We start from the raw sequence: 23,182 nt of genomic DNA on the forward strand, positions 1-23,182 counted from the left end.
CGTACCGGTTCCCCCTTGAGTCTCCCCCGGGGGGAGACGCCAGGCTGGAGGCCATGCGGGACGACGAGCTCCACCCCACCCTGTACTCCATCGGCGAGCTGGCCCGGCGCACCGGGTTGACGGTGAAGGCCGTCCGGTTCTACGCCGACGCCGGACTCGTCCCGCCCACCACCCGCACGCCGGCCGGCTACCGCCGCTTCGACGTGCACGCCCTGGCCCGGCTCGACCTGGTCCGCACCCTGCGGGAACTGGGACTCGACCTGGCCACGGTCCGACGGGTGCTGGACCGCTCCGCCCCGCTGCGCGAGGTGGCCGCCGCGCACGCCGACGCGCTGGACGTGCAGATCCGCACGCTCCGGCTGCGCCGCACGGTGCTGCGGGCGATCGCCGAACGCGGCTCCACGACCGAGGAGATGAGACGCATGCACCGACTCGCGAAACTGTCCGACGCCGAACGCCGGCGGCTGGTCCACGACTTCATCGACGCCGTCTTCGGCGGCCTGGACGCCAATCCGCAGTTCGTCGCGATGATGCGCGCCGCCATGCCGGAGCTGCCGGACGACCCGACCCCCGAACAGGTCGACGCCTGGGTGGAGTTGGGCGAACTCGTGCAGGACGAGGACTTCCGCGCCGCGGTCCGCCGGATGGCCGTCCACCAGGCGGCCGAGCGGGCGGCGGGCGACGACTCCGGCCTGCACGCCGCCCTGTCCGAGACGGTCCGCACCACCGTGACCGCCGCCGTCGCCCAGGGCATCGCCCCCGGGTCCCCCGCCGCCGCCCCCGTCCTCGCCTCCCTCACCGCCGCCTACGCCGCCGCCTTCGCCCGCCCGGACGACGCCGCCCTGCGGGCCTGGATCCTCGACCGGGTGGAGACCGCCGACGACCCGCGCGCCGAGCGCTACTGGCACCTGCTGGCCACCGTCAACGGCTGGCCGGTCCCGGAGAGCCTGCGCGAGGTCTCCGCCTGGTTCACCGCCGCCCTGCGGGCCGCGCCGGAGTAGGACGCCGGACCGGCCGGCTGCCCGCCCCGCGGCCCGGAAACCCGGTTGCGCCCGCCCGGCTCCCGGGTGTGGCATGCGGGAAAGCAGCCGAGCGGGAGGCGGGCGGGGATGGGCGTGGAGTGGCGCGAGGCACTGCCGGACGACGAGCCGACGGCGGTCCTCGACCTGGTGCGGCGGTGCCTGGCGGTGGACGGCGGGCTGCCGGTGACCGGCGAGCCCTCCTTCGTCGCCCGGCGCTACGGCGGGCCGGGGACGGTCCGGACCGGGGCGTACGAGGACGGGAGGCTGGTGGCCTGCGGCGCGGCGCGGCCCGTCGCCGGCCGGTGGGCGCTGGTGGGCGCGGTGGACCCGGACGCCCGGGGACGGGGGCTAGGCGGGGAGCTGCTGGACCGGCTGATGCCGGCGGCGGGCACCGTCGTCCAGGTGGAGACGGAGGCGCTGACGCCCGCCACCGAGGAGCTGTTCCGCTCCCGGGGGCTGCGGCAGGTGTTCGCGGAGGACGTCTTCCGGCTGGGGTCCGGGGCGCCGCTGGAGCGGGCCGCCCTGCCGGCCGGGGTGCGGGTGGCGCCGTGGGGCGAGGAGACCCGGGGGGCGTTCTACCAGGCCTACTGCGCCTCCTTCGCGGACCGGCCGGGGTTCCCCGGCCTGACACTGGAACAGTGGGCGGACTGGCTGGTCGAGGACGACTTCCGGCCCGCCGCCTCGCTGGTGGCGCGGGACACCGACGGCACCCCGGTCGGGTTCGTGGCCTGTGCCGAAGGGTTCCTGGTGCAGATCGGGACCGTGCCCGGCCGGCGCCGGCGGGGGCTCGGGCGGGCGCTGGCCGTGGCGGCGCTGGAGCGGCTGCGGGCGGCCGGGGACCAGGAGGTGTTCCTGGACGTGAACGTGAACAACCCGGCCTCGGCGGCGCTGTTCCGGGAGCTGGGGTTCACCCACGTCACCCGGCGGGCGCGGTTCGAACGTCCGTGACCGCCGGCCCCGCCCCGGCGGCGCGGGCCTCGGTGAAGGCGGCGCACGGGATCAGTGAGAGGAGCAGGACGACGAGCACCACCGCGACAGGCTTCGGCATGCCCGTCATGCTGCCCGCGACCGGGATCGGCGGCGCCGCGCCGGGGGGTGCGGGGCCCGGAGTTCCTCCGCCCGGACCAGCCCGTCAGGGCCGGGTCGCCACCGACGCCGTCCGCAGCGGCACCGAGGCCCGCAGCCGGAAGCCCCGGCCCCGCTCTCCCGGCCCGGTCTCCAGCCGCCCGCCGACCAGCGCCAGCCGCTCCTCCAGCCCGGACAGCCCGTTGCCCGGGTGGGACTTGCCCGGCCCCGGGCCGTCGTCGGTGATCTCCAGGACGGCGAACCGCTCGCCGTCCCCCTCCCAGGTCTCGTCGGCCCGCACGGTGCAGACGGTGGCGCCCTCGCCGTGCCGGACGACGTTGGTGACCGCCTCGCGCAGCGCCCAGGCCAGCGCGCCCGCCTCCTCCGGGGCCAGGCCCGGCCAGGCGTCGAGCAGTTCCGGCGCCGTCTCCAGGCCGATCCGGGCAGCCGCCAGCGCGGTGCGGGCGGCCGCCAGCTCCACCGGCAGGGTGGGCCGGCGGAAGCCGGTGACCGCCTCCCGGACGTCGACCAGCGACTGCCGGGCGACGTTCTCGATGTCGGCGACCTGCGCCCGCGCCGCCTCGTCCTTGCCCGCGTCCATGAACCGCCCGGCCAGCTCGCTCTTCAGGGTGATCAGCGACAGCGAGTGCCCCAGCAGGTCGTGCAGGTCGCGGGCGAGTCGCAGCCGCTCCTCCGAGGCGGCCAGGTGGGCGACGGCGGCCCGGGCCTCGCGCAGCTCCCGCATGGTGGCGACCAGCCGCTGCAGACCGGTCATCGCCGCGCCGGAGAGGAAGGCGCTGAGGGTGAAGGTCCACACGTTGTCGGCGTCGGCGTGGGTCAGCAGCCCGACGGTGGCGGTGAGCGCCGCCATGGCCAGGAGCGCGCGCAGGGCGTAGCGCGCCGGTGTGATGATCGCGACGCACACCGAGGCGTAGATGAACAGGGTCAGGAAGGCGTCACCGAGCACGACGGCGGAGGCGGTGGCCAGCACCACCATCGTCGCGACGATCACCCGGCAGGCCTTCGGCCGCATGCCCGCCAGCGAGCGGAAGACCACCAGCAGGACGTAGCCGCCCACGAAGGCCGCCAGACAGGTCCAGCCGAGCACCCGGGCGCCCGTGCCGTGACCGCCGTCCAGCAGGTTGCCCACGGGGTACGCCAGGTAGATCATCCACAGCAGCATCCAGGAGACCTTGACCAGCAGCTGCCGTCCGGTCTCCACCGGGGCCCCGGGGACGTTCATGAACGACGCGCGCGCCGCCCCCGCCTCCGGGTGCTCGTCGGCGGGGCGGGTGCGGCGCGGGTCGCTCATACCGGTCATCATGCCTGCCGGGTGTCGCGGCGGTACAGGGCCGCCGCGGCGGTGGCGAACACCACGAGGAAGGCGGCCAGCCCGGCGACGGCGACGGTGTCCAGGGTGTGCCCGGGCCGGGTGAAGGCGGCCAGCCGGTTGTAGAGGTAGACCGGGTCGAAGCGGGCGAACCGTTCCAGCGAACCGCTCACCGGGAACCACGTGCCACCGAACAGGGCCATCGCCATGTAGGTGATCATCACGATGGTCTGCACCGAGTCCGGCGCGGCCGCGTAGCCGAGCGCCACCCCGAGCGCGGCGAAGACGAAGCTGCCCAGCCAGAGCGCGGCCGCCAGCCCGGCCCACTGCCCCGGGTCCAGCGGGACGCCCTGGCTCGCGCCGACCGCGAAGACCACCAGGATCGCGGGCAGCGTGGTCACCGCGCTCGCCGCGATCTTGCCGAGGGTGTACGCCCGGCCGGGCAGCGCGGTCAGCCGCAGCTGGCGCACCCAGCCGCTCCTGCGCTCCAGCGAGATCCGCTGCGCGCTGCCGGTCAGCACCGCGCCGACCGCGCCGAAGGTGGCCATCGAGACCATGAAGTACGTCTTCACCGGCAGGCCTCCGGCGAGGTCGCTGCCGCCGTAGGCGTGGATGAAGAAGACGTACATCAGCGCCGGGTAGGCGATGGTGAAGAGCAGGTAGCGGCGGTTGCGCAGGGTCCGCAGGATCTCCAGCCGGATCAGGGTGGTCATCGCGCACGCTCCAGAGCGGACTCGGCGTTCCCGGCGGGCCGGGCGGACTCGGCGGACCGGGCCGGACCGGCGGCGTCCTGCTCGCCGGTGATGGCCAGGAAGGCCTGCTCCAGGCCCAGCCCGGTGACCTCCAGGCCGCGCGGGTACAGGCCCGCCCGGTAGAGGGCGGCGACGGCGGCGTCCGCGTCGGCGGTGCGGATCCGCACCGTCCGCACGCCGGGCACGCGGGCCGTGAGCTCCAGCCCCTGGACGCCGGGCAGCCGGCGCAGCGGGGCCTCGTCGAACGGGCCGTCCGCCTCGTGCAGCTCGAAGGTGACCCGGCGGGCACCGGCCCGGGCCTTGATCTCCGCGGAGCTGCCGTCGGCGATCAGCCGGCCGCGGTGCAGGACGAGGACGCGGTCGGCGATCGAGTCCGCCTCCTCCAGGTAGTGGGTGGCGAACAGCACGGTGCGCCCGGCGTCGGCCTGCGCCCGCATGCTCGCCCAGAAGGCCTGCCGGACGGAAACGTCCATGCCGGTGGTCGGTTCGTCCAGGACGATGAGGTCGTTGGCGCCCGCGACGGCGAGCGCGAAGCGGACCCGCTGCTCCTGGCCGCCGGAGAGCCGGTCGACCCGGCGCTCGGCGAGTCCGGTGATGCCCGCGTCGGCGAGCACCTCGGCGACCGCCCGGCCGCGCGGGTGCACGTCGCAGGCGAGCCGGACCAGTTCGCGGACCTTGACGTCGGCCATCAGGCCGCCGCTCTGCAGCATCGCGCCGACCCGTCCGGCCGTGATCGCGGCGCGCGGGGCGCCGCCGAACAGCGTGACGCTGCCGCGGTCGGGCTCGCGCAGGCCGAGCAGCAGGTCGAGGCTGCTGGACTTGCCGGCCCCGTTCGGGCCGAGCAGGGCGACCGTCTCGCCCGGCCGCAGGACGAGGTCGAGGCCGTCCACGGCCCGTACCCGCCCGTAACTCTTGCTGACGCCCCGGAAGGCGGCGACTTCTCCCGCGCCCATGGCCCGGTCCTCCCTGCTGGTGCCGTGCTTGCCCCCTCAGGGTCCCGCCGGGCCGGGGTGCGGCGGCAGTGGCCGCCGTCGTGCCTTCGGCATGACATCCGTCATGCCGACGGCACGACCCCGCTCACGGCCCCGGGCGGTCCGGCGGCCGTCGGACCCGGCGTCCGTCGGACCCGGCGGCTAGCGTGGAGCACACATCGAGGCCGGACCGGTCGACCCTTAGGGGTGCGCGCGGCCAAGGGGGAGCGGGATGGGTACACCCCGGCACCGCTCGTCCGCGGGCCCGGGTTCCCTGATCCGGCCCCGCTCCCCCTCCCCGGCGCCCGGCCGCTCAGCCGCCGAGCGACTTCTTCACGAAGTCGACCTGGAGCAGCAGCAGGTTCTCCGCGACCTCCTCCTGCGGCGTCATGTGGGTGACGCCGGACAGCGGCAGCACGGTGTGCGGGCGCCCGGCGGCGAGCAGCGCCGAGGACAGCCGCAGGGTGTGCGCGGCCACCACGTTGTCGTCGGCGAGCCCGTGGATGATCATCAGCGGGCGCTCCAGGCCCGCCGCGTAGCCGGTCAGCGAGTTGCCCTCGTACACCTCCGGCACCTCGGCCGGGTGGCCCAGGTAGCGCTCGGTGTAGTGGGTGTCGTACAGCCGCCAGTCGGTGACCGGCGCGCCCGCGACCGCCGCGTGGAAGACGTCCGGGCGGCGCAGCACGGCGAGCGCGGCGAGGTAGCCGCCGTACGACCAGCCGCGGATCGCGACCCGTCCGAGGTCGAGCGGGAACTCCCCGGCGAGCGCCGTCAGCGCGTCCACCTGGTCGTCCAGGGTGGCCCCGGCGAAGTCGTGGTGGATCGACTTCTCCCAGGCCGGCCCGCGCCCGGGGGTGCCCCGGCCGTCGGCGACGACGACCGCGAAGCCCTGGTCGGCGAACCACTGGGAGGTGAGGTGCGGGTTGTGGGCCTGGACGACGCGCTGGCCGTGCGGGCCGCCGTAGGGGTCCATCAGGACGGGCAGCAGGCCGTCCCGCTCGCGGTCGTAGCCGGTGGGCAGGAAGACCGCGGCGGGGATGCGCCGCTCGCCGGCGAAGCGGAACACCGGACGGGCGGTGATCACCGGGGTCTCGGCGTGCGAGGCGATGACGGCGACATCGTCCACCACCACGCCCTCCGGGAGGTCCCGGGCGACCTGCACCAGGGTGCCGGGCACATCCGGCTCGGCGGTGGCCCGCACGGTGATGCCGGCCGCGTGCACGGCGGTGGTGACGGAGGTGAAGGGGCGGCCGTTGGCGGACTCCCAGGCCAGCCGCTTGCCGTCGTGGCTGATCCGGCCGACGGCGATCCAGCCGGGCTCGGGGTCGGTCTCGGCGGCGCCGCCGGAGGCGGTGAAGAAGACCTCGTCGGCGGTGACCGCGACCACCGAGCGCAGGTGCAGGTCGGGTCCGGTGACGGTGTGGTCGCCGATCACCAGCGCCCGCGCGCCGGACTCGTCGGAGATCCGCACCAGCCTGCCGTCCGGGCTCCAGGCCGGGACGCCCTGGAACAGCTCCAGCCAGACGTCGTCGCGCTCCTCGTGCAGCACCTCGGTGGCGCCGGTGGCGACGTCCAGGCCGAGGGTCCGCTGGACGCGCTGGTCGCGGGACTGGACGAGCAGCAGCGGCACGCCGTTCCTGGACCAGTGCACCCGGGCCAGGTAGGGGAAGGCCGCGCGGTCCCAGACCACCTCGGTACGGGTGCCGTCCAGGCCGAGCAGCCAGAGGCCGACCTCGGCGTCGGCGGTGCCGGCGGCCGGGTAGGCGATCTCGGCGGGCTCGCGGTCCGGATTGGCCGGGTCGGCGATCCACCAGCGGTTGACCGGGGTGTCGTCGGCCCGCTCGACGAGCAGCCGGTCGCTGTCCGGGGACCACCAGTGGCCCCGGTCGCGGCCCATCTCCTCCTGGGCGATGAACTCGGCCTGGCCCCACGTCACGTTCGGCCCGTCGGGCCGGGCGAGGGCGCGGTCGCCGGTGCCGTCGACGCGGGTGAGCCGCAGCTCGCCGGAGGTGGTGGCGTACGCGACGTGGGTGCCGTCCGGGGACAGGCGCGGGTCGAGCAGCGGGCCCTCGGCGGGCAGTTCGGTGGCGGTGCCGGCGACCAGGTCGGCGACGAACAGCCGGCCGGAGAGGGCGAAGGCGGCGAGCCGGCCGGCGCCGTCCAGGGCGTAGCCGACGATGCCGGCCGAACCCTCGCGGCTGCGTTCGCGGCGGGCCCGCTCGGCCGGGGAGAGGTCCTCCTCGCCGCCGCCGAGCAGGGCGGCCGGGTCGGCGGCGATCCGCTCCTCGCCGGTGGCGGTGTCGAGGGTCCAGAGCAGGTTGGCACGGTCACTGCCGGAGGCCGACCGCAGGAAGACGACCCGGGACCCGTCGGGTGCGACGGAGAACGACCGGGGGGCGCCGACGGTGTAGCGCAGGGTGCGCGCGTACTGCCTCGGGAAGGTGTCCGCTGAGGTGTGGGTGGTCATGGCACCAGACCCTACGACCCGGGGTCGGCCGATGGTGATCACTCGTTCGGAGCATCGGCCCCAAGTACGCCCGGAAGGGTCCCGCACCCCCTCCGACCGGCCCATGCGCCCCATGAGTGCCACCATGCCCCGGGGTGTGCGGACTCACCCAGCGTCATGATTCCCTCACTCTTCGGGTATGACTGGTGCACGAGTGCTCCAGGCCCCGAGGAGTGTGAGCCGCCATGGCCCTGTCCATCTCCGCCGCCATGCTGATGCTGGTCATCGTGGTGGTGCTGATCCGCCGCTCCGGTCTGAAGCTGGCGCACGCGATCGTCTGCGCGCTGCTCGGCTTCTACCTGGCGTCCAGTTCCATCGCCCCCTCGATCAGCCAGGTCACCAGCAACCTCGCCGGGATGATCAACGGCCTGCGGCTCTGACCCGACGCGTGCGGTCACCGGGCCGGCGCCCCGGTCGTTAGGCTTCCTCCCATGACCTCGACCTCCGGCCGCCGCCTGCTCCTGGTGCACGCGCACCCCGACGACGAGTCGATCAACAACGGCGCGACGATGGCCCGGTACGCCGCCGAGGGCGCCCACGTCACCCTGGTGACCTGCACCCTCGGCGAGGGCGGCGAGGTGATCCCGCCGGAGCTGGCCCATCTGACGGCGGACCGGGACGACCGGCTCGGCGCGTACCGGATCGGCGAACTGACGGAGGCGATGGCGGCGCTCGGGGTCACCGACGTCCGCTTCCTGGGCGGCCCGGGGCGCTACCGCGACTCCGGGATGATGGGCGTGCCCGACAACGACGTGCCCGGCTGCTTCTGGCGGGCCGACGTCGACGAGGCGGCCGGCCGGCTGGTGGCGGTGGTCCGCGAGGTGCGCCCACAGGTGCTGGTCACCTACGACGAGCAGGGCGGCTACGGCCACCCCGACCACATCCAGGCGCACCGGGTCGCGATGCGCGCCCACGAGCTGGCGGCCGACCCGGCGTACCGGCCCGAGCTGGGCCCGGCCTGGCGGATCGCCAAGGTGTACTGGAACCGGGTGCCCCGGTCGGTGCTCGAACGGGCCCTCGCCGAGACCGCCGAGAAGGCGCCGTTCCCGGGCGTGGCCGCACCCGCGGACGTGCCCGGAGTAGTGGACGACGCGGTGGTCACCACGGCCCTGGACGGCGCCGCGTACGCCGGCCGCAAGGCCGCCGCGATGGCCGCGCACGCCACCCAGATCACCGTGGACCCCAGCGGCGCGTTCTTCGCCCTCTCCAACCACCTGGGCCAGCCGCTGCTCGTCACCGAGTACTACCAACTGGTGCGCGGCCAGGCCGGGCCGCGGCTGCCGGAGGACGACCTGTTCGCCGGCCTGGACCTCTCCCCCGCGCCCGCCGCGGCCCCCGAGGAGCGTGCCCGATGACCCCGCCCGCCCCCGCCCGGCCCGCCCGCCGTTCGATCCCGGCGACCGTCCTCGGCACCCGCGAGGAGCGGCTGAAGGAGTCCCAGCCCCCGCGCGGAGCACGGATCGCGGCCTATGTCCTGCTCTTCCCGCTGGGCTTCGCGGTGTCGGTGTGCGGAGCATTCGTGCAGGCTCTGTGGCCACCCGTGGGAGTCCTGCTGGCGCTCGCCGCCACCGCCGCGACCTTCTACGGCGGCCTGCGGGTGACCGGCACCCGGCTCGGCGCGGGCGTCCCGGCAGGCGGCTGGTTCCTGGCGCTGCTGCTGGTGATGGTCCCCCGCCCGGAGGGGGACAACGTGCTCTGGACCAACGCCACCTCGCTCGCCTGGCTGTTCACCGGCTCGATCCTCGGCGTGATCTGCGCCACCCTGCCGACCCGGACCGGCTGGTTCCCCGGTGTGCCGGGCCCACCCCGCTGACCCGGGCGGCCACCCGCGTACGGTGGCCGGTACGACGGGCAGTCAGCACCGCCCGGTCGTACTCTCATACCGGAGGAACCGGACGTATCGGGATCCCTCCGAACCGGTTCACCGGCCGGTTCTTCCCAGTATGGTGGTGCCGCAGAACGCCGTACCCGACGCCGCCCGCCAGGTCCGGCGCCGACGACCGCGGTCGCGCCGCACGGCCCGGCCCGCGAACCCGGAGCAGAGCAGCATTGAGCAGCCGCGAATCTGACAACGCCCACCCGACGCCTCGGCGCACGGGCCCGGACGCCTACCCGTCGGGCACCCCGCCCTACGGCACACCGGGCTTCCCCGGCGGCGACCGCACGGGCGGCGCCGGCGCCGCCAAGGGCTCGGTTCCGGAGGGCGAGGACGAGGGCCCGAAGACCGAGACCACCCTCACCACCCGGGTGCGGATCAACATCCCGGGCTCGCGCCCGATCCCGCCGGTGGTGGTCCGCAGCACCGTCAAGAACGAGGACGGCGGCGGCGAGGACGCCCCGGCGCCCGCCCCCGAGCCGGCCGGCCCCCGGCACCGCTCCGCCGCGCCCGCCTCCCCGGTGCTCGGCGTGATGGACGGCGGCGGCCGCGGGGCCACCCCGCCCGACCTGCCGCCGGAGTGGCAGATCCCGCCGGCCACCTCCGAGGCCGAGTCCACCGGCGCGTGGTTCCGCCCGCGGCAGAAGAAGGCCCCGGCCGCCGAGGCCACCGCCCCGGCCCCGGCGACCGCCGCCGCGGCCGCCACCGCCGGGCCCGCCGCCGCGCCCGCCGCACCTCCCGTCCGGGCCAACGGCGCCCGCCCGCAGAACGGCCCCCGGAACGGGCGGCCGCAGGCCGAACGCCCCGCCGCGCCCCGCGCGAACGGCCCCACGGTGCCCGCCCAGGCCCAGGCCCCCGCGCCGCACCCGAACGGCGTGCCCGCCGCCCCGTACGCCGCCGCCCCGCAGCCGCCCGCCGACGAGGCCGGCGTCTACGCCAACCCCGCCGAGCTGTTCGCCGCGTCGGCCCCGGCCGGCCCGTACGCACCCGCCGACCCGTTCGGCGGCGCGCCGTCCCAGGCCCCCGGCGGGCCCGGCGCGCCGAGCCCCGAGGACACCTCGGTCGACGGCTTCACCCCGATCCGCGACGACGCCCCGGCCGCCCCCATATCCGGCGCGCCCGCCGGCCCGGCCGCCCCCGGCGGCGCCCCGCAGCCCGGTCTCTTCCCGGGCGCCCCGGCCGGCGCCGATCCGTTCGCCGCCCAGCGCCCGCCCGCCGTCGGCGCCAACGGCGCCCCGGCCCCCGGCGGCCTCTTCCCCGGGGCCCCCGGCCGCCAGGGCGAGCCCGCCGCCGACCCCTTCGGGACCACCCTCCCGCACCCCGAGGGCGCACCCGCCGCCCCGGCCCCCGGCGCTCCGGCGGCCGCCCCCGCACCCGCCGCGGACGGCCCGTCCGGCCCGAAGCCGGCCCCCGCCGCCGCCAAGCCCGCCCCCAAGCCCCGGCCGAGCGCCGCCAAGAAGCTGGTCAAGCTCGCCACCTACGCCGTCGCCGGCGTGGGCTTCCTCGGCGCCGCCGCCTACGGCACCGGGCTGATGCTGAACCAGTCCGACGTCCCCAAGGGCACCGTGGTGCTCGGCACGGACATCGGCGGCAGCAGCCGGGACCAGGCCATCCACCAGCTCGACGAGAGCGTCGGCAAGGCCGGCCAGCAGCCGGTCAAGCTGAAGGTCGGCGAGCAGACCATGGACCTCGACCCGGTCGCCGCCGGGCTCGCCTTCGACACCACGGCCACCGTGGACAAGCTCGCCCAGCACTCCTACAACCCGCTGGACGTCCTCAAGTCGCTCAAGGGCGACGAGAAGGCCGTGCCGCCCGAGGTCAAGGTCGACCGGGCCAAGCTGAAGTCCGCACTGGACGCGCTGGCCGGCGGCACCGGACAGGGCCTCCAGGAGGGCTACGTCAAGTTCGCCGAGAACGGCGAGACCGTCGTCGTCCCCGGCAGGGCCGGCCAGGCGGTGGACTCCGCCTCCGCCGTGGACCTGGTCGACGCGGCCTACCGCGACCGCGCCGCCGGCAAGGCCGAGCAGCCCGTCGCCCTGGCGGTGACCGCCGCCCAGCCGAAGACCTCCGCGCAGGCCCTCCAGGGCGCCGCGGACACCCTCGGCAAGTCGGCGATGAACGGCCAGATCCACATCGTGGCCGGGACCAAGAAGTTCGACTTCGGCCCGAAGACCGCCGCGGTGGCGCTCACCCTGGTCCCGGACGCCAACGGCAAGTTCGTGCCCAAGTGGGACCTCGACGCGCTCAACCGCCAGCTGGTCGCCGGCGGCTTCGACAAGGTGAAGACGAAGAAGAACGGCCAGCTCGTCCCGATCACCCCGCAGGACGTCGCGGACCAGATCACCGCGCTGCTGGACAAGACCGGCGACCGGGACCGCACCTACAAGTTCCCGGCCTGACCGAACCGTTATCGAGGGGCGGGCCCCGATCCGGGCCCGCCCCTCGACAACCCCGCACCCGGTCAGCAAGATGTGTCGCCTGTCGTCCGCCGCATCCGCCCCGGGAGAACCACCATGGGCCGCCACCTGTACCGCCGCACGGCCCTGCTCGCCGGCCTCACCGCGCTCTCGCTCTCGCTGACGCTCTGTTCCTGCGCCCCCGGCAGCGGCTCCGGCGCCGGGGCCCGCGGTCTGCCGAGCGCGGTCGAGAGCCCCAAGCTCACCGCCGTCGACATCAACCCGCACGACCGCGCCGAGCTGCGCCAGGGCGGCACCCTGCGGATGGCGATCCCCCAGTACTCCACCCAGTGGTCGCCGATCCAGACCGACGGCGGCGAGAGCTCCACCATCGCCGTCACGAAGCCGCTGCTGCCGACCTTCTTCCGCTCCGACGCGGCCGGCACCCAGACCCCCAACCCGGCCTATCTGCAGGACGCGCACGCCGAGCAGCGGGACGGCCGGCAGGTCGTGGTCTGGACGCTGAACCCCAAGGCCCGCTGGTCCGACGGCACGCCGATCACCTGGCGCGACATCGAGGCCAACTGGCGGGCGCTGAACGGCAAGGACCCGGCGTACCGGGCGGCCAGCAGCACCGGCTTCGAGCAGGTCTCCTCCGTCGAGCGCGGCAAGGACGACCACCAGGCCGTGATGGTCTTCGAGCGGCCGTACTCCGAGTGGCAGTCGATGTTCAACGGCGCCGCCAACGCCCCGCTGCTGCCGGCTTCCAAGGTCGCCACCCCCGAGCTGTTCAACACCGCCTACGTGGACGCGATCCCGGTCACCGCGGGCCCGTTCAAGGTGGAGCGGATGGACCGGGCCGCGCAGACCGTCACCCTGGTCGCCGACCCGGCCTGGTGGGGCGACCGACCGCTGCTGGACCGGATCGTCTTCCGCGCCATGGTGCCCAACACGATGGCCGCCGCCTTCACCAAGGGCGAACTCGACCTGTTCAACAACGGCCCGGACGTGGCCGGCTACCAGCTGATCCGCGGCACCCCGGGCGCCGCCGTGCGGCGGGCCGGCGGCCCCGACTTCCGGCAGTTCACCCTGAACAGCCGCAGCCCCGCGCTCACCGACCCGGTCGTGCGCCAGGCGCTCTTCCAGGCGATCAACCGGGACACCATCACCCGTTCCGACCTCGCCGGGCTGGACTGGCCCACGGTCACCCTCAACAACCACCTGCTGGTGGCCAACCAGAACGCCTACCGGGACAACTCCCTCGGCCTCAGCCGCTACGACCCGGCCGAGGCGGCCCGCAAGCTCGACGGGGCCGGCTGGAAGCTCGACGGCGACGTCCGCCGCAAGGACGGCAAGGAGCTCAACCTGCGGATGGTCATCCCGGCCGGCGTCACCCAGGCCCAGAACGAGGCCACCGTCACCACCGGCATGCTCAAGGAGGTCGGGGTGAAGGTCACCACGGTCACCGCCAGCCCCAACGAGTACTTCGACAAGTACGTCAACCGGCGGGACTTCGACATCGCCGCCTACTCGCTGTTCGGCACGCCGTTCCCGGCCAGCGGCAACCGGACCAACTTCGCCACCAACGGCGGCACCAACCACTCCCAGGCGGGCAGCCCGGCGGTGGACGCCGCCTTCGACCGGGCGGCCGCCGCGACCGACGCGGCCGGCGCCTTCGAGGCCATCAACCAGGCCGACGGCGAGCTGTGGAAGGTGGCCGGGATGCTGCCGCTCTACCAGCGCCCGCAGCTGTTCGGCGCCCGCGCCGGCCTCGCCAACATCGGCGCCCAGGGGCTGTCCGACATCGTGTGGGAGAACGTCGGCTACCAGAAGTGACGTTTCCGCCGTGCCTCCACCGCACGGCCGGGGCCCCGGAGTCCGGCCGGACTCCGGGGCCCCGGGCCCGCTCGGACGCGCTCAGCCCGAGCCGATCACGTCCCGCACCTCCGCGAAGTGACAGGCCGACTCGTGCGCGGCCGGTCCGCTCAGCACCTCGGGCACCGCGAGCAGCGGGACCTCGGTCGCGCAGCGCTCCTCGGCCTTCCAGCAGCGGGTGCGGAAGCGGCAGCCGGACGGCGGGTTGGCCGGCGAGGGGATGTCACCGGTGAGCAGGATCCGCTCCCGGCCCTCGCGCCCGGTCGGGTCGGGCACCGGGACGGCGGACAGCAGCGCCTGGGTGTACGGGTGGGTCGGGTGGGAGTAGATCTCCTCCTCCGTGCCGATCTCGACCATCGTGCCGAGGTACATCACGCCGACCCGGTCGGAGATGTGCCGCACGATCGAGAGGTCGTGGGCGATGAACATGTAGGACAGCCGGAAGTCGTTCTGGAGCTGCTCCAGCAGGTTGATCACCTGGGCCTGCACCGAGACGTCCAGCGCGGAGACCGGCTCGTCGCAGATGATGATCTCCGGCTTGAGCGCGAGGCCGCGGGCGATGCCGATGCGCTGGCGCTGGCCGCCGGAGAACTGGTGCGGGTAGCGGTTGATGTACTCCGGGTTGAGGCCGACGACGTCCAGCAGGTCCTGGACGGCCCTGCGGCGGTCGCCCTTGGGAGCCACCTCGGGGTGGATCTCGAAGGGCTCGCCGATGATGTCGCCGACCGTCATCCGGGGATTCAGCGAGGTGTACGGGTCCTGGAACACCATCTGGATGTTCCGCCGCACCGCCTTCAGCCCGGCCCCGGAGAGCCGGGTGATGTCCTCGCCCTTGAACCGCACCTGGCCCGCGGTGGCCTTCTCCAGGTGCATCAGCACCTTGGCCAGGGTGGACTTGCCGCAGCCGGACTCACCGACGATCCCGAGCGTCTCGCCCTTCGCCAGGTCGAAGGAGACGCCGTCCACCGCCCGGACCGCGCCGACCTGCTTCTTGAAGACGATGCCCTGGGTCAGCGGGTAGTGCTTGACCAGGTCCCTGACCTCCAGGATGGGCTCAGCCATGGAGGGTCTCCTTCCAGAAGTGGCACGCGCTCCGGCGGCCCGGCAGGTCGGCTCCCTGGGCGTCCAGCACCGCCGTCAGGCGCGGGAGTTCGGTGCGGCAGACGTCCCGGGCCCGGTCGCAGCGGGGGTTGAACGCACAGCCGTCCGGGATCCGCAGCAGGCTCGGCGGCAGGCCCTGGATGGCGTAGAGGTTCTGGCCCTTCTGGTCCAGCCGGGGGATCGAGTTGAGCAGGCCCCGGGTGTACGGGTGGGCCGGCCGTGCGTACAGCTCGTGCACGGGCGCCGTCTCCACGATCCGGCCCGCGTACATCACCGCGATCTTGTCGGCGACATCCGCGACCACGCCCAGGTCGTGGGTGATCAGGATCAGGCCCATGTTGAACTCGGCCTGGAGCTCGGCCAGCAGGTCCATCACCTGGGCCTGGACGGTGACGTCCAGCGCCGTCGTCGGCTCGTCCGCGATGATCAGGTCCGGCTCCAGCGCCAGCGCCATGGCGATCATGATGCGCTGGCGCATGCCGCCGGAGAACTGGTGCGGGTAATCGTTGACCCGCTGCCGGGCGGCGGGGATGCGCACCCGCTCCATCAGCTCGACGGCCTTCTCCTTGGCCTCCTTGCGGCCGGCGCCCTGGTGCACCCGGAACATCTCGCCGAGCTGGTAGCCGACGCTGAGCACCGGGTTGAGCGAGGAGAGCGCGTCCTGGAAGATCATCGCGATCTTCCGCCCGCGCACCGCCCGGCGAGCCTTGGGGGTCATGGTCAGCAGATCCTGGCCGCGGAACCGGATCGAGCCCGCGGTGATCCGCCCCGGCGGCATGTCGAGGATGCCCATGATCGCCTGCGCGGTCACCGACTTGCCGGAGCCGGACTCGCCGAGCACCGCCAGCGTCTCCCCCGCCGACACCGAGTAGCTCACCCCGTTGACGGCCTTGGCGACGCCGTCCCGGGTGTGGAACTCGATGTGCAGGTCGTCGACCTCCAGCAACGGGGTCCCGGGCGCCAGGCTCTCCCGGCGCGCTCCCAGCACCTCCACCGCGTCCCGGCCCGCGCCGTCCTTCGCCGGTTCGGTCATGTCAGTCATGGTCCGCGGCCCTCCTCAGCGCAGCTTCGGGTCGAGGGCGTCGCGCACCGCGTCGCCGAGCATGATGAACGCCAGCACCGTGACGCTCAGCACGGCGGCCGGGAAGAGCAGCACGTGCGGGGCGTTCAGGAAGCGGGCCTGGGCGTCACTGATCATCAGGCCCCAGGAGATCGCCGGGGACTGGATGCCGATGCCCAGGTAGGACAGCGCGGCCTCGGCGCCGATGTAGACGCCCAGGTTGATGGTGGAGACCACGATCACCGGGGCGACGGCGTTCGGCAGGATGTGCCGGCTGACGATCCGCCCGGTGCCGGCGCCCAGCGCCCGGGCCGCCACGACGTAGTCGTTGTGCTTGTTGGCCAGGACCGCCGAGCGCATCAGCCGGTAGATCTGCGGCCAGCCGAGCACGGCCATCACCGCGGAGACCGTCCAGGCGTTGCCCTTGCCCCAGGTCGACATGATCAGCATGCCGCCGAGCAGCAGCGGGATGGCGAAGAAGATCTCGGTCACGCGGGACAGCACGCTGTCGCCGAAGCCGCCGATCCAGCCCGCCCACAGGCCCAGGACGCCGCCGACCAGGACCACCAGGGTGGTGGTCACCAGACCGACGATGATCGAGTTCCGGGCGCCCCAGATGGTCCGGGTGTAGATGTCGCAGCCCTGGACGTCGAAGCCGAACCAGTGGTCGCCGCTGGGCCGCTTCAGCGAGTCCACCAGGTTGCAGAAGCCGCCGGACCTCGGGTCCGCGTCGGTGAACAGCCCGGGGGCGACGGCGAGCACCACCATGAACAGCACCAGGAACCCGCCGATCAGGAACAGCGGGTTGCGGCGCAGGTCCGCCCAGGCGTCGCTCCAGAGGCTGGCGACCCGCTCGCCGCCCGTGCCGTCCTTGCCGCCCTTGCCCGCGGCCGGCCCGGCGCCGCGCTGCCCGGGGACCGCCGCACTCGTGTTCTCGCTCTTCGTCGGCTCACTCATAGCGGATCCTCGGGTCCAGGACGGCGTACAGCAGGTCGACCACCAGGTTGGCGAACAGGTAGACCATCACCAGGGCGCTCACGATGCCCACGACGATGGTGCGTTCCCGCAGGTAGACGGACTGGAACAGCTGGTGTCCGACGCCGGGGATGTTGAAGATGCCCTCGGTGATCACCGCACCGCCCATCAGGCCGCCGAGGTCCATGCCCAGGAAGGTGACGATCGGGATCAGCGCGTTGCGCAGCCCGTGCCGGACCACCACCCGCAGCGGGCTGAGGCCCTTGGCCACCGCCGTCCGGACGTAGTCCGCCCGCATGACCTCGATCAGGCTGGTCCGGGTGAGCCGGGCCACGTACGCCAGGGAGGTCGAGGCGAGGACGTAGCCGGGCAGCAGGTAGGACCGGAACCCGGCGTCCTCGTTGAAGGAGACCGGGAAGAAGTCGATGCCGTAGTCGGTGTTGAGCTTCACCCCGAGGAGCAGCTGGAGCACGAAGCCGATCACGAAGACCGGGATCGAGATGACCATCAGGGTCGAGATCAGCACCACGTTGTCGATGAACCTGCCGCGCCGCAGGGCGGCGACCACGCCGGCGGTGACACCCACCACCATCTCGATCGCCAGCGCGGTGAGCGCCAGGTTGATGGTGTACGGGAAGGCGCGCTGCATCACGTCGACGACCTGGTTGCCGCGGTAGTCCTCACCGAAGTCGCCCTTGAACAGGCCGGTCAGGTAGTCCCAGTACTGGATGAAGAACGGGTCGTCCAGGTGGTACCGGTCGCGGAGGACCTGGACGACCGCGGGGTCCTGCCGCTTCTCACCGGCCAGTGCCGTGATGGGGTCGCCAGGCAGCAGGAAGACCAGTGCGTAGATCAGGAATGTCGCGCCGAGGATCACAGGTATGGCCTGGATGATCCGGCGGACCACATAGCGGCCCATGCGGTCTCCTCGTGGTGGGGGCACGCCGGAGCCGGGCGGCGCGGGGGTTGCCCGCGCCGCCCGTCAGGACGCGCCGGTCGGGCTGGGGGGCGGTCAGGCCAGCTCGACGTTGGCCAGGTCGATGCGGTTCTGGGCGTCCACGACCACGTTCTTGACGGTCTTGGTGTAGGCCGCGGAGGTCATGTACGTGTAGACCGGGATGTACGGCAGGTCCTGGATCAGGATGTCGTCGGCCTGCTGGTACAGCTTCAGGCCCTCCTCCAGGCTCTTCGCCTGGTCGGCCTGGGCGAGCACCGACTCGAACTTCTCGTTGACGTAGCCGCCGTAGTTGGAGCCGGTCTCGATCGCGACCTTGGAGAAGATCGGCCGCAGGTAGTCCTCCATCGACGGGTAGTCCATCTGCCAGGCCATCCGGAAGGCGCCGGAGAACTGCTTCTCGCCCAGCGAGTCCAGGATCTTGCCGAACTTCTCGAACGGCTTGAAGGTGACCTCGACGCCGAGGTTCTTCTTCAGCTGGTTGCCGACCGCCTCGATCCACTCCTTGTGGCCGCCGTCGGCGTTGTAGCCCAGCTCGATGGTGTTGTTCGGGACCCCGCCGGCGGCGTCGAACAGCTGCTTGGCCTTGGCCGGGTCGTACTTGGCCGCGTCGCCCATGGCGCCCTTGCGGTAACCCGGGACGATCGGGCTGATGAAGTCGTCGGCCGGGATGCGGGTGCCCGAGAAGATCCGCTCGGTGATCGCCCCGCGGTCGATCGCCATGGAGATCGCCTTGCGGATCTCCGGCTTGCCGTACGCGGCCGGGTTGGTGGCGATCGGGAATCCGATGAAGCCGACGCCCGACTCCGGCTTGTAGATGTAGCGGTCGCCGAACTCGTTCTTGACCGTGCCCATGGCCGAGATCGGGAGCTTGTTCGTGATCTGGATGTTGTTGGCCCGCAGGTCGTTGTAGGCCGTTTCCAGCTTGTCGTAAATCTTGAACGTGACGGAATCCAGCTTGGCCTTTCCGGCCGACTCCGGGAAATTCTCGTAGCGCTTGATCTTGATCTGCTGGTTGTGCTCCCACTTCCCGTCCATCTGGAACGGGCCGTTGCCGATCGGGGCGTCCTCGAAGGCCTTGCGGTCCTGGAAGAAGGCCTTCGGCAGCGGGTAGAAGGCGTTGTAGCCGAGCATGACCTTGAACTGCGAGAACGGCGCACTCAGGGTGACCGTGAAGGTCTTGTCGTCGACGACCTTGAGGCCCTTGAGCTTGTCGGTGGCCGGCTTCTTGTCCTTGCCCGGGGCCAGCTCCTCGGCGCCCTCGATCTTGGAGAAGAAGGGCAGGCCCTCGGCGGCGTTGTCCTGGTTGGCGCCCCAGTTCCAGGCGTCCACGAAGGACTGGGCGGTGACCGGCTCGCCGTTGTGGAAGGTGAAGCCGTCCTTCAGCTTGATCGTCCAGACCTTGCTGTCCGGGGAGTCGATCGACTCGGCGACGCGCAGCTTCGGCTCGTTGGTCTGCCGGTCGTACTCCACCAGGCCGGCGAAGACCTGCGCCAGGACCTGGGCGCCCTCGGACTCCGCGGTGTTCTGCGGGACCAGCCCGTGTTGCGGCTCACCCGACTGGATGCTGATCGAGCCGCCCTTCTTGCCCGGCCCGTTCGCCCCGTCGGAGGACTTCTTGTCACTGCCGGTGCTGCAGGCGGAGATCGCGAGCGCGGTGCACGCCGCCAGCGCGGTCCAGCGCATCGTCTTGGTGAGCCTCATTCAACTGCTCCTCGTTTTAGGGGCTTACGAACGAACGGCGCCCCGCCGCCCGGTGTGCCGGGCACGGCGGGGGTCGACATCTCAGGGCCGATCCGCACAGCTGGCGAGGTGACCACTGATACGCGCAGAGCAACTATCGATCAACCGACCCCTTCGGTGGAATCGCCGTCACATCTCTTTTCAATTACGGGCCGGGACCAAGCCGTGACAATACTCGGCAAATTCCGCCATACCGCGCCCGGAATTGACGGCTCCGCTTTCCGGATAACGGACCCGAGATGCCGGTATTCGAATATTTACGAAGCGTGACGGGTTATTCCGGCGCCCGCCCGGCCCGGGCCGGCGAAATTCCCGCAGGTCGGCGGGTGGACAAACACGGGAGCGCGCCCTCCGGGAGGAGGACGCGCTCCGTGCCGGGGCCTGGCCCCGGTGTCAACCGCTTTCCGGACCGCCCCGCTCCCCCGGGCCGGGCCCGGTCCGGTCGAGCCCGGCCGGGCCGCGCTCGGCCGCGAAGTGGCAGGCCGACTCATGGGCGGCGGGCCCGCTCAGCCAGCCCGGCACCGCCAGCAGCGGGACCTCCACCGCGCACTTCTCCTGCGCCTTCCAGCACCGGGTGCGGAAGCGGCAGCCGGACGGCGGATTGGCCGGCGAGGGCACGTCGCCGGCCAGCACGATCCGGTCCCGGCTCTCGCGTGCCGTCGGGTCGGGCACCGGGACGGCGGACAGCAGCGCCTGGGTGTACGGGTGGGTGGCGTGGTCGTAGATCTCCCGGTCGCTGCCGATCTCCACCAGTTTGCCGAGGTACATCACGCCGACCCGGTCGGAGATGTGCCGCACGATGGAGAGGTCGTGGGCGATGAACATGTACGAGAGGTTGAACTCGTTCTGGAGCTGCTCCAGCAGGTTGATCACCTGCGCCTGCACCGAGACGTCCAGCGCGGAGACCGGCTCGTCGCAGATGATGATCTCGGGCTTGAGCGCGAGGCCGCGGGCGATGCCGATGCGCTGGCGCTGGCCGCCGGAGAACTGGTGCGGGTACCGGTTGATGTACTCCGGGTTGAGGCCGACGACGTCCAGCAGGTCCTGGACGGCCCTGCGGCGGTCGCCCTTGGGAGCCACCTCGGGGTGGATCTCGAAGGGCTCGCCGATGATGTCGCCGACCGTCATCCGCGGGTTGAGCGAGGTGTACGGGTCCTGGAACACCATCTGGATGTTCCGCCGCACCGCCTTCAGCCCGGCCCCGGAGAGCCGCGAGATCTCCTCGCCCTTGTAGCGCACCGAGCCGCCGGTGGCCGGCTCCAGGTTCATCAGCACCTTGGCCAGGGTCGACTTGCCGCAGCCGGACTCACCGACGATCCCGAGCGTCTCGCCCTGCATGAGGTCGAAGGAGACCCCGTCGACCGCCTTCACCGCGCCGACCTGCTTCTTGAAGAGCACGCCCCTGGTCAGCGGGAAGTGCTTGACCAGGTCGCGGACTTCGAGGATCGGCTCGCCGCGCGCCACCTCCTGCTCGAAGGCGGCCTCCGCCGGCGACTCGACCGCACCGGTCCCGTCAACGGTCATGGAGCGTCTCCTTCCAGAAGAAGCAGGCACTGCCCCGCCCGGCCAGCTCGGTGCCGTCGTCCTCGGTGACCGGGAACAGCTCCGGCACCTCCCGCCGGCAGATGTCCCGGGCGCGCGGGCAGCGCGGGTTGAACGCGCAGCCCGGCGGGATCCGCAGCAGGTTGGGCGGCAGGCCCTTGATCGCGTACAGCTCCTGGCCCTTCTGGTCCAGCCGGGGGATCGAGTCCAGCAGGCCCCGGGTGTACGGATGGGCCGGCCGTGCGTACAGCTCGTGCACGGGCGCCGTCTCCACGATCCGGCCCGCGTACATCACCGCGATCTTGTCGGCGACGTCCGCGACCACGCCCAGGTCGTGCGTGATGAGGATCAGCCCCATGTGGTACTCGGCCTGGAGCTCCGCGAGCAGGTCCATCACCTGCGCCTGCACCGTGACGTCCAGCGCCGTGGTCGGCTCGTCCGCGATGATCAGGTCCGGCTCCAGCGCCAGCGCCATGGCGATCATGATGCGCTGGCGCATGCCGCCGGAGAACTGGTGCGGATAGTCGTTGACCCGCTGCCCGGCGGCGGGGATGCGCACCCGGTCCATCAGCTCGACGGCCTTCTCCTTCGCCGCCTTGCGCGAACTGCCGTGGTGGGCGCGGAACATCTCCCCCAGCTGGAAGCCCACGGTGAGCACCGGGTTGAGCGAGGAGAGCGCGTCCTGGAAGATCATCGCGATCTTCTGCCCGCGGACCTTGCGCCGGGTCTCCTTGTCCATCTTCAGCATGTCCTGGCCGCGGAAGCGGATCTCGCCCCGGGGGATCCGGGCCGGCGGCATGTCGAGGATGCCCATGATCGCCTGCGCGGTCACCGACTTGCCGGAGCCGGACTCGCCGAGCACCGCCAGCGTTTCCCCCGCCCGGACGCTGTAGTCGACCCCGTTGACCGCCTTCGCCACGCCGTCCCGGGTCACGAACTCGACGTGCAGGTCGCGGACGTCGAGCAGCGGCCCCTGGTAGGGCTCCTCCTGCCGCGCCTTGCCGCTATCGGCTGCTGTGGTCACGATGCGTCCCCTCGCTCATCGCAGCTTCGGGTCGAGGGCGTCGCGCACCGCGTCGCCCAGCATGATGAAGGCCAGCACGGTGATGGAGAGCGCCGCGGCCGGGAAGAACAGGACGAACGGGGCGGTGCGGATCACCTTCTGGGCGGAGGAGATGTCGATGCCCCAGGAGATCGTCGGGTCCTGAAGGCCGATGCCGAGGAAGCTCAGCGTCGCCTCGGTGGCGATGTAGCCGCCCAGCGCGATGGTCGCCACCACGATCACCGGGGCGACCGCGTTCGGCAGGATGTGCCGGAACATCAGCCGGCCGGTCCCGGCGCCGAGCGCCCTGCCGGCCACCACGAAGTCGGACTGCTTGACCGTCAGCACCGCGCCGCGCATCACACGGGCGATCTGGGTCCATCCCAGCACGCCCAGCGCGACGACCACGGTCCACACCGTGCGGGTGGAGAAGGCGTTCAGCAGCACCAGCGCGCCGAGCAGCAGCGGGATGCCGAAGAAGATGTCGATGATCCGGGAGAGCACCGCGTCCACGGTGCCGCCGAAGTAGCCGGCCACCATCCCGGTCAGCCCGCCGAGCAGGGTGACCGTGGCGGTCACGAAGATGCCGACGGTGATCGAGGCCCGCGCCCCGTACACCACCCGGGCGTAGATGGAGCGGCCCTGGCCGTCGTAGCCGAACCAGCCGGCACCGAAGAAGTCGGACCAGTCCGGCCGCCGGAGGTAGTTGTTGACCAGGTCGGCCTTGCGCGGATCGGCGTCGGTGAACGCCCAGGGGAAGATCGCCATCACGATCAGCAGCACGATCAGCACCGCCGAGAGCAGGAAGATCGGCCGCTTGCGGAGGTCCCGCCAGGCGTCGCCCCAGAGGCTGCGGGCCTCTTCCCGCTTCTCCGGGTCGGGCTCGATCAGCGTTTCCTGCTCGACCGCCATGCCCTGTTCGCCGGCGTAGTCCAAGTGGTCCACCCCCGGCTTGGGATGCGGCTCGAAGG

The 23,182-nt window shown here is 72.7% G+C and carries 20 protein-coding genes; 7 read left to right on the plus strand and 13 right to left on the minus strand.

The window, feature by feature from the left end:
• Nucleotides 1-53 precede the first annotated feature (53 nt).
• Entirely contained in the window at nt 54-1,001 is a 948-nt protein-coding gene (locus ACF1AK_RS26620; RefSeq protein ID WP_391501345.1) for a MerR family transcriptional regulator, read from the plus strand.
• Between the two features lie 108 nt (nt 1,002-1,109).
• Nucleotides 1,110-1,970: a GNAT family N-acetyltransferase gene (locus ACF1AK_RS26625; RefSeq protein WP_391501346.1), complete on the plus strand. Its 861-nt coding sequence runs from the start codon at nt 1,110-1,112 to the stop codon at nt 1,968-1,970.
• On the opposite strand, the gene ACF1AK_RS26630 is transcribed toward ACF1AK_RS26625, so the two are convergent.
• From ACF1AK_RS26630 to ACF1AK_RS26650, 5 genes are all read right to left on the minus strand, one after another.
• Entirely contained in the window at nt 1,939-2,070 is a 132-nt protein-coding gene (locus ACF1AK_RS26630) for a hypothetical protein (RefSeq protein ID WP_391501347.1), read from the minus strand. The two genes, ACF1AK_RS26625 and ACF1AK_RS26630, sit on opposite strands and share 32 nt — an antisense overlap.
• Before the next feature lie 84 nt (nt 2,071-2,154).
• Entirely contained in the window at nt 2,155-3,399 is a 1,245-nt protein-coding gene (locus ACF1AK_RS26635; protein WP_391501348.1) for a sensor histidine kinase, read from the minus strand.
• 8 nt (nt 3,400-3,407) lie between these two features.
• Nucleotides 3,408-4,130: an ABC transporter permease gene (locus tag ACF1AK_RS26640; protein WP_391501349.1), complete on the minus strand. Its 723-nt coding sequence runs from the start codon at nt 4,128-4,130 to the stop codon at nt 3,408-3,410.
• Nucleotides 4,127-5,122, minus strand: coding sequence for an ABC transporter ATP-binding protein (locus ACF1AK_RS26645; RefSeq protein ID WP_391501350.1), 996 nt, complete (start codon nt 5,120-5,122; stop codon nt 4,127-4,129). Before ACF1AK_RS26645 ends, ACF1AK_RS26640 begins: the two co-directional genes overlap by 4 nt.
• Nucleotides 5,123-5,453: 331 nt before the next feature.
• Nucleotides 5,454-7,607, minus strand: coding sequence for a prolyl oligopeptidase family serine peptidase (locus tag ACF1AK_RS26650; RefSeq protein WP_391501351.1), 2,154 nt, complete (start codon nt 7,605-7,607; stop codon nt 5,454-5,456).
• A gap of 224 nt (nt 7,608-7,831) precedes the next feature.
• Between ACF1AK_RS26650 and ACF1AK_RS26655 the strand changes: the two genes are divergently transcribed.
• The 5 genes from ACF1AK_RS26655 (at nt 7,832) to ACF1AK_RS26675 (ending at nt 13,754) form a co-directional block, all read left to right on the plus strand.
• Nucleotides 7,832-8,026, plus strand: coding sequence for a DUF2304 family protein (locus ACF1AK_RS26655; RefSeq protein WP_344344199.1), 195 nt, complete (start codon nt 7,832-7,834; stop codon nt 8,024-8,026).
• A 51-nt stretch (nt 8,027-8,077) separates the two neighbouring features.
• Nucleotides 8,078-9,001, plus strand: a complete 924-nt coding sequence (gene mshB / locus ACF1AK_RS26660) for an N-acetyl-1-D-myo-inositol-2-amino-2-deoxy-alpha-D-glucopyranoside deacetylase (RefSeq protein WP_391501352.1) — start codon at nt 8,078-8,080, stop codon at nt 8,999-9,001.
• Nucleotides 8,998-9,459, plus strand: coding sequence for a DUF6113 family protein (locus ACF1AK_RS26665; RefSeq protein ID WP_391501353.1), 462 nt, complete (start codon nt 8,998-9,000; stop codon nt 9,457-9,459). The genes mshB and ACF1AK_RS26665 overlap by 4 nt, the downstream gene beginning before the upstream one ends.
• Nucleotides 9,460-9,695: 236 nt before the next feature.
• Nucleotides 9,696-11,921 (plus strand): peptidoglycan binding domain-containing protein, encoded by a 2,226-nt coding sequence (locus ACF1AK_RS26670; protein WP_391501354.1) that lies wholly within the window; start codon nt 9,696-9,698, stop codon nt 11,919-11,921.
• Between the two features lie 114 nt (nt 11,922-12,035).
• Entirely contained in the window at nt 12,036-13,754 is a 1,719-nt protein-coding gene (locus ACF1AK_RS26675) for an ABC transporter family substrate-binding protein (protein WP_391501355.1), read from the plus strand.
• 81 nt (nt 13,755-13,835) lie between these two features.
• Here the strand turns inward: ACF1AK_RS26675 and ACF1AK_RS26680 are convergent, their stop codons facing one another.
• From ACF1AK_RS26680 to ACF1AK_RS26715, 8 genes are all read right to left on the minus strand, one after another.
• Nucleotides 13,836-14,855: an ABC transporter ATP-binding protein gene (locus ACF1AK_RS26680; RefSeq protein WP_391501356.1), complete on the minus strand. Its 1,020-nt coding sequence runs from the start codon at nt 14,853-14,855 to the stop codon at nt 13,836-13,838.
• Nucleotides 14,848-15,936, minus strand: a complete 1,089-nt coding sequence (locus ACF1AK_RS26685; protein ID WP_391501357.1) for an ABC transporter ATP-binding protein — start codon at nt 15,934-15,936, stop codon at nt 14,848-14,850. Before ACF1AK_RS26685 ends, ACF1AK_RS26680 begins: the two co-directional genes overlap by 8 nt.
• 15 nt (nt 15,937-15,951) lie before the next feature.
• Nucleotides 15,952-16,911 carry an ABC transporter permease gene (locus ACF1AK_RS26690; RefSeq protein ID WP_391501358.1) on the minus strand — a complete coding sequence of 320 codons (960 nt, stop codon included), beginning with the start codon at nt 16,909-16,911 and terminating at the stop codon, nt 15,952-15,954.
• Nucleotides 16,904-17,848: an ABC transporter permease gene (locus tag ACF1AK_RS26695; RefSeq protein ID WP_391501359.1), complete on the minus strand. Its 945-nt coding sequence runs from the start codon at nt 17,846-17,848 to the stop codon at nt 16,904-16,906. The genes ACF1AK_RS26690 and ACF1AK_RS26695 overlap by 8 nt, the downstream gene beginning before the upstream one ends.
• Nucleotides 17,849-17,941: 93 nt before the next feature.
• Entirely contained in the window at nt 17,942-19,588 is a 1,647-nt protein-coding gene (locus ACF1AK_RS26700) for an ABC transporter substrate-binding protein (RefSeq protein WP_391501360.1), read from the minus strand.
• Between the two features lie 432 nt (nt 19,589-20,020).
• Nucleotides 20,021-21,151: an ABC transporter ATP-binding protein gene (locus tag ACF1AK_RS26705; RefSeq protein WP_391501361.1), complete on the minus strand. Its 1,131-nt coding sequence runs from the start codon at nt 21,149-21,151 to the stop codon at nt 20,021-20,023.
• Nucleotides 21,141-22,193: an ABC transporter ATP-binding protein gene (locus tag ACF1AK_RS26710; RefSeq protein ID WP_391501362.1), complete on the minus strand. Its 1,053-nt coding sequence runs from the start codon at nt 22,191-22,193 to the stop codon at nt 21,141-21,143. The genes ACF1AK_RS26705 and ACF1AK_RS26710 overlap by 11 nt, the downstream gene beginning before the upstream one ends.
• Before the next feature lie 15 nt (nt 22,194-22,208).
• Nucleotides 22,209-23,123: an ABC transporter permease gene (locus ACF1AK_RS26715; RefSeq protein ID WP_391501459.1), complete on the minus strand. Its 915-nt coding sequence runs from the start codon at nt 23,121-23,123 to the stop codon at nt 22,209-22,211.
• Nucleotides 23,124-23,182 lie beyond the last annotated feature (59 nt).

Origin of the sequence: Kitasatospora sp. NPDC015120, assembly GCF_043080305.1 — a bacterium.
Taxonomy (GTDB): Bacteria; Actinomycetota; Actinomycetes; order Streptomycetales; family Streptomycetaceae; genus Kitasatospora.

What these genes read in the sequence shown, in the direction of transcription:
- ACF1AK_RS26700 (WP_391501360.1), bottom strand. Translation starts at nt 19,588, where the DNA reads ATGAGGCTCACCAAGACGATGCGCTGGACCGCGCTGGCGGCGTGCACC.
- ACF1AK_RS26640 (WP_391501349.1), bottom strand. Translation starts at nt 4,130, where the DNA reads ATGACCACCCTGATCCGGCTGGAGATCCTGCGGACCCTGCGCAACCGC.
- ACF1AK_RS26695 (WP_391501359.1), bottom strand. Translation starts at nt 17,848, where the DNA reads ATGGGCCGCTATGTGGTCCGCCGGATCATCCAGGCCATACCTGTGATC.
- ACF1AK_RS26650 (WP_391501351.1), bottom strand. Translation starts at nt 7,607, where the DNA reads ATGACCACCCACACCTCAGCGGACACCTTCCCGAGGCAGTACGCGCGC.
- mshB (WP_391501352.1), top strand. Translation starts at nt 8,078, where the DNA reads ATGACCTCGACCTCCGGCCGCCGCCTGCTCCTGGTGCACGCGCACCCC.
- ACF1AK_RS26655 (WP_344344199.1), top strand. Translation starts at nt 7,832, where the DNA reads ATGGCCCTGTCCATCTCCGCCGCCATGCTGATGCTGGTCATCGTGGTG.
- ACF1AK_RS26635 (WP_391501348.1), bottom strand. Translation starts at nt 3,399, where the DNA reads ATGAGCGACCCGCGCCGCACCCGCCCCGCCGACGAGCACCCGGAGGCG.
- ACF1AK_RS26685 (WP_391501357.1), bottom strand. Translation starts at nt 15,936, where the DNA reads ATGACTGACATGACCGAACCGGCGAAGGACGGCGCGGGCCGGGACGCG.
- ACF1AK_RS26690 (WP_391501358.1), bottom strand. Translation starts at nt 16,911, where the DNA reads ATGAGTGAGCCGACGAAGAGCGAGAACACGAGTGCGGCGGTCCCCGGG.
- ACF1AK_RS26680 (WP_391501356.1), bottom strand. Translation starts at nt 14,855, where the DNA reads ATGGCTGAGCCCATCCTGGAGGTCAGGGACCTGGTCAAGCACTACCCG.
- ACF1AK_RS26630 (WP_391501347.1), bottom strand. Translation starts at nt 2,070, where the DNA reads ATGCCGAAGCCTGTCGCGGTGGTGCTCGTCGTCCTGCTCCTCTCACTG.
- ACF1AK_RS26620 (WP_391501345.1), top strand. Translation starts at nt 54, where the DNA reads ATGCGGGACGACGAGCTCCACCCCACCCTGTACTCCATCGGCGAGCTG.
- ACF1AK_RS26715 (WP_391501459.1), bottom strand. Translation starts at nt 23,123, where the DNA reads ATGGCGGTCGAGCAGGAAACGCTGATCGAGCCCGACCCGGAGAAGCGG.
- ACF1AK_RS26675 (WP_391501355.1), top strand. Translation starts at nt 12,036, where the DNA reads ATGGGCCGCCACCTGTACCGCCGCACGGCCCTGCTCGCCGGCCTCACC.
- ACF1AK_RS26645 (WP_391501350.1), bottom strand. Translation starts at nt 5,122, where the DNA reads ATGGGCGCGGGAGAAGTCGCCGCCTTCCGGGGCGTCAGCAAGAGTTAC.
- ACF1AK_RS26625 (WP_391501346.1), top strand. Translation starts at nt 1,110, where the DNA reads ATGGGCGTGGAGTGGCGCGAGGCACTGCCGGACGACGAGCCGACGGCG.
- ACF1AK_RS26665 (WP_391501353.1), top strand. Translation starts at nt 8,998, where the DNA reads ATGACCCCGCCCGCCCCCGCCCGGCCCGCCCGCCGTTCGATCCCGGCG.
- ACF1AK_RS26705 (WP_391501361.1), bottom strand. Translation starts at nt 21,151, where the DNA reads ATGACCGTTGACGGGACCGGTGCGGTCGAGTCGCCGGCGGAGGCCGCC.